The sequence below is a fragment of the Buttiauxella sp. BIGb0552 genome (assembly GCF_004366275.1).
In the GTDB taxonomy this organism is placed as follows: domain Bacteria; phylum Pseudomonadota; class Gammaproteobacteria; order Enterobacterales; family Enterobacteriaceae; genus Buttiauxella; species Buttiauxella gaviniae.
This window is the reverse complement of record NZ_SODY01000001.1, coordinates 553,171-565,946: the sequence shown is the minus strand read 5'-3', so window position 1 is coordinate 565,946 and position 12,776 is coordinate 553,171. Positions and strand designations below refer to the sequence as shown.

The 12,776-nt window shown below is 50.5% G+C and carries 9 protein-coding genes; 5 read left to right on the top strand and 4 right to left on the bottom strand.

Annotation, left to right across the window (positions count from 1 at the left end; translation table 11 throughout):
* Positions 1 to 14 precede the first annotated feature (14 nt).
* The 3 genes from EDF88_RS02650 to EDF88_RS02640 are packed head-to-tail and all read right to left on the bottom strand — an operon-like array spanning position 15 to position 6,451.
* Positions 15 to 2,150: a virulence factor SrfC family protein gene (locus tag EDF88_RS02650; RefSeq protein ID WP_134182711.1), complete on the bottom strand. Its 2,136-nt coding sequence runs from the start codon at positions 2,148 to 2,150 to the stop codon at positions 15 to 17.
* Positions 2,147 to 5,119 carry a virulence factor SrfB gene (locus EDF88_RS02645; protein WP_134182709.1) on the bottom strand — a complete coding sequence of 991 codons (2,973 nt, stop codon included), beginning with the start codon at positions 5,117 to 5,119 and terminating at the stop codon, positions 2,147 to 2,149. The genes EDF88_RS02650 and EDF88_RS02645 overlap by 4 nt, the downstream gene beginning before the upstream one ends.
* A gap of 3 nt (positions 5,120 to 5,122) precedes the next feature.
* Positions 5,123 to 6,451: an SrfA family protein gene (locus EDF88_RS02640; RefSeq protein ID WP_134182707.1), complete on the bottom strand. Its 1,329-nt coding sequence runs from the start codon at positions 6,449 to 6,451 to the stop codon at positions 5,123 to 5,125.
* A gap of 197 nt (positions 6,452 to 6,648) precedes the next feature.
* Between EDF88_RS02640 and EDF88_RS02635 the strand changes: the two genes are divergently transcribed.
* The 5 genes from EDF88_RS02635 (at position 6,649) to EDF88_RS02615 (ending at position 10,822) form a co-directional block, all read left to right on the top strand.
* Complete coding sequence (locus tag EDF88_RS02635; RefSeq protein ID WP_134182706.1) at positions 6,649 to 7,362, top strand: glutamine amidotransferase; 714 nt, start codon at positions 6,649 to 6,651, stop codon at positions 7,360 to 7,362.
* Between the two features lie 172 nt (positions 7,363 to 7,534).
* Complete coding sequence (locus EDF88_RS02630; RefSeq protein WP_134182704.1) at positions 7,535 to 9,133, top strand: ABC transporter substrate-binding protein; 1,599 nt, start codon at positions 7,535 to 7,537, stop codon at positions 9,131 to 9,133.
* A 72-nt stretch (positions 9,134 to 9,205) separates the two neighbouring features.
* Complete coding sequence (locus EDF88_RS02625) at positions 9,206 to 9,706, top strand: GNAT family N-acetyltransferase (protein ID WP_134182702.1); 501 nt, start codon at positions 9,206 to 9,208, stop codon at positions 9,704 to 9,706.
* 4 nt (positions 9,707 to 9,710) lie between these two features.
* The gene (locus EDF88_RS02620; RefSeq protein ID WP_134182700.1) at positions 9,711 to 10,466 is read left to right on the top strand and encodes an alpha/beta hydrolase; all 756 of its coding nucleotides are present in this window, start codon (positions 9,711 to 9,713) and stop codon (positions 10,464 to 10,466) included.
* A 122-nt stretch (positions 10,467 to 10,588) separates the two neighbouring features.
* A complete protein-coding gene (locus EDF88_RS02615; protein ID WP_064518779.1) occupies positions 10,589 to 10,822 on the top strand; it encodes a DUF2526 family protein in 234 nt (77 codons plus the stop codon).
* 68 nt (positions 10,823 to 10,890) lie between these two features.
* Here the strand turns inward: EDF88_RS02615 and dtpB are convergent, their stop codons facing one another.
* On the bottom strand, positions 10,891 to 12,369 hold the full coding sequence (gene dtpB, locus EDF88_RS02610; RefSeq protein ID WP_064546835.1) for a dipeptide/tripeptide permease DtpB: 1,479 nt from the start codon (positions 12,367 to 12,369) through the stop codon (positions 10,891 to 10,893).
* Positions 12,370 to 12,776: the final 407 nt, after the last annotated feature.

Below are 12,776 nucleotides of genomic sequence, written 5' to 3'. Positions count from 1 at the left end.
CACCCGTTGCAGGGTTACAAATTCAACAACGCTTTCAGTTTCGCTTTCTGAGCATCGCTCACATCCAGCGGATGGCGATAGCCGATGTTTTCCACCGCGCGGGTATATAGCGCCACCAACCAGTCATAGACATAAAGCGTGTTGCCGCGCGCGGGTTGCTCGCCCAAGCGCACCAGGCGGTTGCTGGCTGTCGCCTGTTTTTGTGGTGCAAACACAGGTGAGCCTTTATTCACCCGACTTGCCGGGCGCAAAGCTGGATCGACATGGGCATAACCCAACCAGCTAACAAAATCGCCTAATACGGCTGTGACACAGGTGATTTCCTGCGCCATGCTGCCATCACCGTGGCGCAATGCCGACTCAAGCTGTTCAGGTAATTTCAGGCGATAACTGGCGACAATCAACAACTGGCAAAGTGCCTGGAGTTGAGTGTTATCAAGCCCGGAAAGATGAGCAACCTCGCGGCGCGTCGCCAACTGACGCAAATGATTAATCCACAACAGATGTACTATGTTGGCAAAACTGTCGGGGCTGCGCGTTTGCGTTTCACTGCTGTCTACTTCTGCAAACAGATCGATATCCAGATGGAAACCCGCCGGCTGTTGGCTACGTAATTGCTGATGACTTACCCAACGTTGCTGTAAGACATGGCGCTCCGGCAGCAGGCTTGCCAGTAGTTCACCATGAAGGGCCGCGTGGGATTGCAGCGCGCGCACCAGACCTTCAGCCTGAGAACGTGCGTGTTCCGGTGTGAGGTTTTCGTCTTCAATCATATGGGTGAATAGGGCGCTGACTTCCGCATTCAGCGCAGCCTGCAACATCTCAATACGCAGTGTCCGCTGTGCCGGAACCAGCGCATCGGCAAGCCACTCCAGCAAACGGTGCATATTACGGCTATCCAGTGCTTGCAAAGTCCCCCAACGTTTACCCGGCAGACCTATAACACGTTGCACGCCTTCATCAAGGTTTGCGCCGCTAAAACGGGCATCGCGCGGTGTAATCGCCCAAATCAGACCTGGTGTTGTGGCATTACTGGCCTGGGTTTTATCGACCCAACGCGCCAGCATTTTACCTGCTGCATTTACTCCCCGACGCTCGGCTGCCGCATTGCATACCACTAATTTATCGGGCTGTAGATATTGTGCGTAATCATCAAGCTGCGCGAGGGGAATATCGACCACTTCAACCTGCGCCAGTCGTGGCTGGTAGTTAAGCGAAAGCGTAATTTCAGCGCTCAACTGCTGTAAATCATGCTGAGCCAGGCTGGTATGTGTCCCGGCTTGTTGATTGACCAGAGGGCAAACCAGAACATCCGCGTTCATTTCTGGTTCGTCAGGCGTGGTGGGGATCAAAAAGCCTTCTACCGGAATCAGGAAGGTATCCACCAACAGACTGGCGGGAGCTAAAACCTGATGGGCGTAACCTAAATGATTCAACGTCTGCGCAAGATGCTGCCATTGAGCGGTAATAGTGGCGTTATCTCCCCAGAGTGGTGCCAGCAATGTGGCTTGATCGGCGCAGCTTAGCCACGGCAGAAGATCGGCCATTTGCTGCCACAACGTATTATCCAGATGATGTTGGCGGCGAACCACTTGCTGGTAAGTTTGTGCAATATCAGAGAATTGCAGCGGTGTCAGCCCAGGCATCGGTTGTGCCTGGCGGCGAGACTGTAACTCTTTGAGCTTTAATGCGATCACCTCAGGCTGCGCAAAACGGGTAGCACTATTGGCGTGATACTGGCGAATCATACGCTGAGCAAGCGTACTTGTACTGCACAGCGTGATGAGCAACGGGTAATGTTCCGCAACCGGCAGTTCGCGGCGAGTAAAACGCACGGCAATACCGGGCGCATGCCCCGGGTTAATGTGCGTCAGATAATCCAGCACTTTTCCGCCGAGCATAATCTCGATACGTTCATGATTATCGCCCAGTAGCGTGGTCAGTAGGTGATGCTTGCCCGCGACAGAGTGGCCATATAAGCCAATTGTTAGCGGTTGCTCCGCCTGTAAGTCAAGCTGATGCTGACGCTGCTGGAGTGTGGCCAGTTTATGCAGCAGGCCATTGGCTTCATTTTCCACCAGGGGAACAGTATGGCGAGTCTGTTGTACCCAGTCCACTAAAGGGTGCAGCGTAGAGGTTATTTGATTCATTTTTGATACACGCTCCCGCTGTCAATCCAGTAATGGCTGGCTCCGCTGTAGCTTCCAGCCAGTGTATTCAATTTAAAACTGAGCTGGTTAAGTGGCACTTTGCTGCCATCCTGCAACCAGGCTTCCGCCAGCACAAAAGCATCGGCTTCGCGAGTCTGTTGCAGGCGTACATTTAGCACACCTTCACCGGCTATCTCTTTTGCCAACTGTGGTGAGTTAATCGCCAGTGTATACAGCGGCGTGGCAGGCCAGCGGGCATCATCAAGCTGGCGGAAACCGAGACAAGCATTGCCGCGCAGTGGGAAATGCAGACGGGTATCAAGCGTTGATTTCGGATCGTCGAGATCGATATCGCGATACCAGACGTTTTTCTCAACTAATGTATTGTTGCCATCGAGCATGCCCAGATAGCGCACAGTGGAGTAAGCCTGAATGTCAGAGGCTTTGAAGTTAAAGCCCGGCAGGCGCAAGTCCATCGCCAGGCTGCACAGCATGGCACCAACAGCGGCGGTAGATTTCGGGTTGCCAATACGGCCTTGCTGGCTAAATGGATACCATTCATGAGTCTGATAATTATCCAACCAGACGATGCGGTTCACTGGTACCGGTTGTTGGTAGCGCAATAATGCCTGCACGCCTGGTAAGCAGGCCGGGCGTCCGGTCACCAACAGCACATCGCAGCAATAGTGGCTTATCACTTCACACAGCGCCTGAAGCGGGGCGCTCAGAGTGAACTGCCCTGCAAGTAACGCCTCTTGTAGCGATGCCAGTTCAACCTGTAATGGCACGCTGAACAGATCAAACGCCGGTGCATCAGCAGGCAGTGCGTGCTGCACAGCCTGTTGAACATAATTAATCACGTTATCTGTTGGGCGTTGGGCCAACAGTTCGCCAAATGTCGCTTCGAGTGTTGCGTGGTGATCGTCGGGATCGCTATTTTCCCAGTAAGACAGCACTGCATGCCCAAGAGGGATAAACAGTTGCAGCGCGGTTTGCTGGCGCAGCGTACCTCGCGTGTCCATGCGCCCGGACTCACCAAACAACGTGGTCATCAGGCCGGTGGTATCAACCACACCTGCCTGATGAATTTGAGCCTGTAATGCAGGGAGCACACAGCGCTGGATAACATCCAGCAAAATGTCATCACCCGCGACTTTAAAGCCTTCGCGGAACAGTAGACGCGGAGCAATTTTCACATTGCTACCGACACCATCATCAAGATGATACTGGGTGATAGCCATATCGGTTGTGCCACCACCGATATCAATGGATGCGACGCGCAGCGTTTTACCCGGTAGTTCATCAGCGGTTAACTCGCGGTCAGGGCGAGCGAGGCTTTTAAAGAAGTTGCCCGTTTGCCCGGCATAGTTGACCAGAGCTTCGTTATACAGCCAAACCAGTTGCCCGCAGGTGGCTTCGTCCCATTCCATCTGCACATCTGGGACCGGGACGACACTTTTCTGGAAATCACGCTCGCTGGTGAAACCATCGTCTGTCGGGTGCCATTCCATTGCTTTCCACACCAGACCTACCGCTTCCTGCATCCGCTGGCGGAAAATCTCACGCTCCTGTTTTGGCATCGCTGAGGGCAGTGTCAGGATCAGATGGCGTAGCTGACGTGGCGCATTAAGGTGCCCCATGCTCTGGCGTGAGCCGACGCTGTTAATCTGCATCAGCGCCTGCGCCAACAATTCACACAGCATCAGCGTCATTAACGAACTGCGGCTGTACTGTGGCGAAAACACCGGCAGCCGGTCTTCCAGCGGTAATGAATAGAGCGGTTGCCCGTCGTCATTCATCAGGTTCATCAGGGGATAAGCGGTCGCCAGTGGTTCACGCTGGGTTTTCACCCCCATTTGGCTAAAACGCCAATCCTGGTTGGCCGGAGTTTCATCCCATAGATAACGGCGCGGGCTGGAAATACCACTTGCGCCATCGGTCCCCAAACGGGCAGAAGCCATACTGCGAGCTTCATCGCCAACGCGGGCAATCGACGGCCAGACAAACGCATCATCGCGGCCACTTTCCACCGAGAAATGCTGTTTGCCGAATTTGGCTTCTGAGAATTCGAGGCGGCTGGTAAACATCGCTTCGTTGATGGTTTGCGGTTCGCTGAGCGAGCGAATTTGCAGTTCGGCAGTCTGACGCAGGCCGTCATTGGCTTCGCCGTGGTCTTCAATTAATACGCCGCAGGTGTGGGTATTGCCGACATCCAGCACCAGATCGACAGGGATCGCCGGGGCTTGCAGCGTTGCGGTGACAATTTTAACTTCTGGCACCGAAAGCTGTGCGCCGAGCATCTCGATAATATTGAGATAGTGCGCCTGGTACTCGAAGGTTTTCAGCGCGTTGCTGATCTCACGCTCTGTTCTGGATTCGTGGCGGGTGGTGAATTGCGTGAACACTTCACGCAGCCAGCCATCAACCCAGGTTTGATCGATAAAGTCGTTAATCTCTTCGTTGTGCCACGCAAGGGCAAAACGGGCTCCGTTACGGACATCATTTTGCGTGGGAGCCAAATGGGCCGCAGGGTTATCATCGGCCAGAATTTTTGTATCCAGTGCGATGGTAATGCGTACGGTGTTTCCAGCTGAATCAGGTGTTTCAAGGCAACGAATCTGCACTCGTGCCCAGTTATCCGGGCCGCCCACAAAAGTACGTGGTGGGTTAAAACGCAGGAACGGCAGCGGCAGCCAGGTTTTATCGAGCAGTTTCAGGGAATGGCCAAGTGTAATGGTGCTTTCCGGTTTCACTACTTCAGGAGCCGAGCCTTGCGTGCCTGGCAGAGTAAATTTGCCCGGTATCACATCGTAATCAAGGCGTAAAAGCGGGCCGTTCGCCGTTTTACGCACAAAGCGCCCGGTATGCGGAGCATTAGGCTGCGGAGCAAGGCCGAAATCCAGAAACTGAATGCCGCTGTCTTTAATGAGCGTAACGCTCGACTTATAGGGATACAGAGTGGCAAACATTGATTAATCACCCACTTTTTTAAATGTCACAGGAACCACGGTGTCCTCCTCGTAGCGCCCACTGCACTCGGCGACATCATTCTCGCCAGGTTTGCAGGATATTTCCGGCAGCGGATAGCGTGAGCCATCGCTACAACGCGCATTGCCACGGGTTTTAATCATCAACGTACCGGACTGCATAAGCCCTGAGAATACTTCTGCTTTGCAGACAATATTGTCGCCATGCACCAGCCGCACATTGCCTTTGTTGTTAGCAATTTGATAACGCAGCGTAGGCGGTTTGCCGGTGATGGAATCTTTAACGTTGATGGCCACACGCCAGTTACCGTTGAGGAATTTAGTCGAGCCAATTTTTAGCGAATCAGCTGGTAATACCAGCGTGCCTTTAGGTATCTCAGCTGCCGGTGTAGTTGTTGCCACTACAGCAGGTTCTGGTTCCGCTGCTGGTGGTTCAACGACTGCAGCCTGTGCGACAGGCAACGTTGAAACATGGGCCACAGGTGCTGCCTTAATGGCTGCCGGAGCGATGGTCTGAGGTTTAACTTCCGCTTGTTTCTGGGCTAAAGGTTCGGCATGTGGTGCCGATACCAGATAATAAGAGAGCGGGGCGGCGATACAGGCGATGATGGCGGCTGCAACAGGTAGCAACCAACGCTTCGGCTTTTTCGTGACGGGAGTTTCACGCACGACTTCAGGCTCTGGCGCTGATACCAATGGCTCATCATTTTGGGGTGCCACAGAAGTGAGTGCCGCCACGGAATAGAGGGGTTCATCGGGTTCGCTTAACACCATGACAGGTGGCGCAGCAGGCGCCGGTTCTGGCAGGAATTCAATAACCGGCTCGTGTTCTTCAGCAATGCGTAAGCAATCCAGTGGATCAGGGCGGGCACTACTATTTAGCGTCACAAAGCCCCAAAAAGTGATGACTGGCTTCCCGTCTACCAGATAAACATGCTGGCTACCCGGAAACTGCAATGTATTGGCGAGTAACGAGCCAAAAAGTTGGATGGACGTTTTTTCCGCCTGTTGGCAACGCTGAATCAGCGAGGCGATGTTGGCCTGGCAGTTATCGAGATAGCGCAGGGCTTTTTTGCGTTGCTCATCACTGGCGGCAGCCCAACTGACAACGCTACCTTCAAAGGGGGCGTACCAGTCAACACGATCGCCTTCATCGTTTGGCTGAGGGATCGCCAGGCTATCGACCACTGCTTGCTGTTTGCGTAAGCGTAATGTTTCGCGAATTTGTAGTGCTGAGTCGAAAACCGTTTGCCCGTTTTCGCCAAGCGAAAGGAAGTCATCTAAGCATCCGCTGCGCAATAATGTTTTTGCCACGTCATCAATCCTGCTGTTTTCAGCTCCGCTTGAGCCATTTTCACACTTTCCATTTTACGGATTCCTGGCACAGGCAAACGGCGGAAGAGATGGCACTTTTTTCTAATTATCGGGCGATTGCACTTAAGTCTTTGGGGCGTTCGCAGGTTTTGTGCTACTGATTAAAGTCATCCCAAAATCAATAGGGCGTTCAATCAATGTCAGAAACACTACCGTTATTGCTAGTTCAAATGGGCCATCCTCCCGCTGATATTCGCACGGCTGTTGGCGAACAGCCTGACTGGTTTAAAACCGCGTTAGGTGATGTTGGCCCAATTAAAGTTGTTTGCCCCTTCGAAGGTGAACGACTGCCAGCGGCGGGTACGTTTAGCGGTGCGGTGATTTCGGGTTCATGGGCGATGGTCACCGACCATGAAGAGTGGAGTGAGCGTACGGCCAACTGGTTGCGTGAGATTATCGACGCGGGAGTTCCGGTATTAGGTGTCTGTTACGGGCACCAGTTAATGGCTTACGCGCTGGGTGGAAAAGTGGATTACCATCCGCAAGGCAGCGAAGTGGGGCAAATTGCCGTCAGCTTGAATGATGCAGCACGTCATGACCCGTTACTTGAAGGTTTGCCAACATCTTTTGATACGTTTTTAAGCCACGAGCAAAGCGTGCTCACGCTACCGTCATGTGCCGTGGTACTTGCAGCATCCAGTCACGATCCGCACCAGATTATCCGCTATTCATCGACTGCACTTTCGGTGCAATTCCACCCAGAATTTAGTGCGCCAGTGATGAATAAAATCATTACCAGCCGTAGTGAAAGAGTGGCGATGAAAGGCAAGGACCGTGATGCCTTATTAGCCGCAGTGAGCGATACGCCTTTTTCGCGAGCGATCTTACAGCGGTTTGTTGCGTCATTGTAAATGAGTGTGGTGGTGTATTGTGCTGCCGGTGGCGTAAAAACGCACGAATATCACTATTAATGAATAACCTGAGAGCCTTTTGTTATTTGTCAGAATATAAGAGCTATGGTGTTATTGACGCTCAAAATTATAAGTTCACTTTTCATTTGGCAAGCATACAAAAGGCACAACTATGTCGACAGGGAAAACACTTCTCACACTGTTGCTCAGCAGTTTCTTACCCGCAACGGCTGCATTGGCTGCAGCGAATAACACGCTAGTTTATTGTTCAGAGGCCTCACCAGAATCCTTCAACCCACAAATTGCCAGCTCCGGCCCTACGTTTGTTGCCAGTTCGCAGACGCTCTATAACCGCCTGGTTGAATTTCGCCCAAGCGATAACTTACCGGTACCGTCATTGGCTACCGAATGGAAAATCAGCCCGGATGGTAAAACGTATACTTTTACCCTGCGGAAAGGCGTGAAGTTCAATAGCAATAAAGAGTTTAAGCCGACCCGCGATTTCAATGCTGACGATGTCGTTTTCTCAGTCATGCGCCAGAAGGACCCGAAAAACCCGTACCACAACGTGTCGCAGGCGACTTACGAATACTTCAATGATGTCGGGCTCGATAAGCTGATAACCGAAGTTAAAAAACTTGATGATAACCACGTTCAGTTCACCCTGAGCGAACCTAACGCGGCATTTCTTGCAGACTGGGGTATGGATTTCGCTTCAATTCTTTCCGCAGAATATGCTGATGCGATGCTAAAAGCGGGCACACCTGAAAAAGTGGATACTGCGCCAATCGGCACAGGGCCGTTTGCGTTGCAGGAATATAAAGTAGATTCGTTGATTCGCTATGTTGCGAACCCGAACTACTGGAATGGTGAAGTGCCAACCAAACATCTGATCTTCTCCATTACACCAAACGTCCAGACGCGTATGGCGAAATTGCAGAAGAACGAATGCCAGATTATTCCAGCCCCGGCTCCGGTGCAATTTGATGCCATTAAAGCCAACAAAGATCTGACTTTACACACGGTAGATGGCCTGAACGTCGGTTATCTGGCGTTTAACACCACCAAAAAGCCATTTGATAACGTGTTGGTACGCCAGGCGTTGAATTACGCCGTAGATAAACAAGCTATTATCAATGCAGTGTTTATGGGGTCGGGTACGATTGCTAAATCTCCAATCCCGCCAACAATGTTGGGTTTCAATAAAGATCTCAACGATCGCACCTATAATCCTGAAAAGGCCAAAGCACTGTTAAAACAAGCAGGACTTGAGAAGGGCTTCGATACGGATTTGTGGTCAATGCCGGTGCAGCGTCCATATAACCCGAACTCCCGTCGTATCGCCGAGATGATTCAGCATGACTGGGCAAAAGTGGGTGTGAACGCGAAAATCGTCACCTTTGAGTGGGGCGAATACCTTTCAGGCATGCGTAAGGGTGAGCACTCCTCCGCACTGTTTGGCTGGATGAGTGATAACGGCGACCCGGATAACTTCGCAGATACTCTGCTTGGTTGTGGCAGCATCAAGAGTGGTTCTAACGCCGCACGCTGGTGCGACAAAGATTACGATGCGTTAACGCAAAAAGCGAAACTGATCAGCGACCCGGCTGCGCGCGCTAAACTCTATGAGCAGGCGCAAGAAGTGTTCTATCAACAAGCGCCGTGGATCCCACTGGCAAACGGTAAAACTTTCTACGCAACACGCAGTAATGTGACGGGTTATAGCGTTAGCCTGAATGGCAGTGATTTCTCGAAAGCGAAATTGAATTAATCTCGACGGACGCTTCCTGATTTGGGAAGCGTCATATTTTGGACTCGGTAAATACACAAACAAGGATGAAAAATGGTTACGTTCAGACCTATGTTACGCCATGATTTTCTGGCCTTTGTTGATTACTTCGTTGTGGATTATGCAAGTGAGATAGCCAGTAGTTATCGACTATCCGAAGCGGATGCTTTGTTACAGGCGCGACGTGAGACAGAGGCAAGTTTCCCGGACGGTGAAAAGAGTGCCGGGCAGGTCGTGTTATGCATTACACAAACCCATTTGGGTGAAGAACAGCATATTGGCTATCTATGGTATAAGCCGGACTCAGAACTAAAATCTGTTTACATCAACGACTTTTATCTTTTTCCTCAGTTTCGTGGCCTGGGGCTGGGTAGTGAGGCGATGAAAAGTCTGGAAGAGCGGCTAATTCAGCAAGGCTATAACCAGATCAAACTTCGGGTGGCTGCTGATAACCGCAGAGCCAGACAGGTCTATGAAACTAACGGTTTTGCTGTCACCGGTATCAATATGAACAAAATATTGGGTGTTTCTTCCCATACTGCTTCTGAAGATTAATGGTATGGAATCGTTTTTCTCTTCTATCGCAAACTGCCGCGTTCGCTGGCTGGACTTGCCCGGAAGTGGAACGCCATTGGTGTTTGTTCATGGCCTCGGTTGCGCCTCATCTTATGAATATCCTCGCGTCGTTGCTGATAAAAATTTTGCTGGACGAAGGGCGATTCTTATCGACCTCCCCGGTTACGGCTACAGCGAGAAACCCAAAGATTTCAGTTATTCCATTACCGAGCAGGCTGCAGTCGTTGCCGAACTGATTTCCCATCTCAGTTTGAAAAAGTTCTTTCTCTATGGTCATAGCATGGGCGGCAGTATCTGTATTGAGGCTTCTCAACGATTAGCTGAAGGTCTGTGCGCGTTGATTGTTTCTGAACCCAACTTTCATCCAGGAGGTGGGTTTTTCAGCAAACAAATATGCAGCTATACAGAAGATAATTATGTCGCACGCATCCATACATCTTTGGTTGCCGACGAAACGGGCCCTTGGGCAGGAAGTTTATCGGTTGCCGCACCTTGGGCTGTTTGGCGAGGGGCCGATAGCCTGATAACCGGGAGTAACTGGTTTGAAATTTTCGCGCATCTGAAGATACCAAAAAACTTAATATTCGGTGAAAGCTCCTTGCCCGATAGCGATTTCACTAAAGTTCAAACCCTGAAAATCACGACTACAGTATTACCAGACTGCGGGCATTCAATGTCGTGGGAAAATCCGTCTGCGTTGTCCGATGCTCTGGATGCATTCTGCAAAATGCATGAGTGAATGGGCAGGACGGTGATACTTATGCTTGAAAAATTGCTGCCGAGTCATAGCGATAGAGATAAATTTATTGATTCCTCACCTGAAAAGGTTAGGGTGTCGGTACAAAAATTAAGGAGATTGTTATGGCGCACCTTGAAGACGTAATTGCCCGCGTAGACGCAGCGGTAACTGAAAATGTGATTGAGCATATGAATGAGTTGCTGATTGAACTGAGCGACGATGCTGAATTAACCCGCGAAGACCGTTACGCACAGCAACAGCGTTTACGTAACGCCATTGCGCAGAAGGGCCATCATCACAAAGCGGAAGTGGAACAGCGCCGTGATGATTTAACTAAAGGCGGCACCATTATTTAAGTTTCAGAAAGTGTTATCACAAACCGCCTTCGTTGAAGGCGGCGTGATAAGAAACAAAGACGAAGAAGTTAAGCGGTTTTCACTTCCGGTTGCATATTCATCATACGGTTTAGCCACGGCACCATTGCGGCCATAATCAGCGCGATAACAAAGGTTGTGATGCCAATTTTGCTGAACACACCAGTATAAATCGGCAGCGTTTGCAGCGGATCGTTAAGGGATTCTGGCACTGCCGTGAAGGTGGCAACGTAGCCGCCGAGCAGGAAGGCCGCAGCCTGGGTCAGGAACCACATCCCGAGAATAAAGCCCATCATAGTTTGCGGCACCAGCGCTGCAACCATTGCTAAACCTAACGCGCTTATCATCAGTTCACCCAAACTCTGGAACAAATACACCAGCACGATAAACCAGGGTGAGGTCAGTCCTTGCGCATCAGCAAACCACATGCCAGCAGCGGCGGCAGTTAAAAAACCTAACGAACACAGGAACATGCCAAGAGTGAATTTGGCCGGCATCGTCAGATCTTTGCCTTTGGCACCAAAACGGGTATACAGCGAAGCCAGAATGGGGCTGGCGACCACCACCCAGAATGGGTTCAGAGCCTGAAAACTGACGGGGTTAATAGTAAAACCGAGAATTTCATGGCGCACGTTATTGATAGCAAAGAAGTTCAGCGACGTCGGCATCTGGGCATACAGAATGTAAAACAGTACCGCTTCAATCATCAGCACAAAAGCGACGTACATGCGGTTGCGATCGCTTTTGTTTTGCTTCGCGGCCTCACGGAAGAAGAGGAAAATCACGATGATGGACAGCACAATTAACACAATATTGGCCACTTTTACGTTATGCATCAGCCAGGCACAAACGTAAATCATCAGCACAGTTCCCGCTAAAACCAGCAGTAAGTTTTTGTAGCTCATCGGCTTGCTATCGGGTTCCGAGCCAATGTCGCGCACCATGCCACGGCAGCAGAAATAAACCAGCAATGCGAAGACTAAGCCAATGCCGCACAGGTTGTAGGTAACGGCGTAGCCATATTTGTTGGCAATGACGGGAGCAAGAGACAAAGACAACAAAGAACCGATGTTGATAGACATGTAAAAGAGGGTGAATGCGCCGTCCAGACGGGGATCTTTTGGCGGATAACATTTCGAAAGCAGACTGGCCGGGTTGGCTTTAAATAGCCCGTTGCCCACCGCAATGGTGCCCAGGGCAATAAAGATCATATCAGGATTATGCAGCGACAAACCGGTCATAAAGTAGCCCAGCGCCAGTACCACGGCACCAAGAACCATCGTGCGTTTTGTTCCTAATAAATGATCGCCAACGTAACCACCGATTGAGATCAGCCCGTAAACCAGAGCGGCAAAGGCACCAAAGGTAACAAAGGCCTGTTCCTGTGAAAAACCGAGCTCTTTAACGAAGAAAACGGCCAGAATACCTTGCACGCCGTAGTATCCAAAACGCTCCCATAACTCAACAAAAAAAATCATAAAAAACGGTTTAGGTTGCTGCAATAAACCGGTAGGGGCGGGCTTATTCATTTTCGTTTGCCTTTAGACATTTTAAGGAAGTATAAGCAGCTATTGGCGCTATACCTAAGTTCGATCTGTGATGGAATCGTATTCTATTCTGCGCATTCGCATGCGGTGTTAATGCCATATCTAAGCCGATACTTAGGGTATTGTATGGTTAATTTGCTTTCCTGGTGGTTGATCACACTATCAAATCATGAGCATGACATTTTTTATGTGTGCCGCGGTTATCTACTCTACAAAACGACCGATTTATTAATAAGCATAAGAAAATATTATGACATTGTTTATTTGCACCTTTCTGGATAAATAACTGAATCCTTCGCTCTATAAGAGTGCGAAAAATGAATGATGCGTTCTTAGGTATATTTAAATCTCTTGATTATCAGCGCTGTAAATACCTGGCACGCTAAATG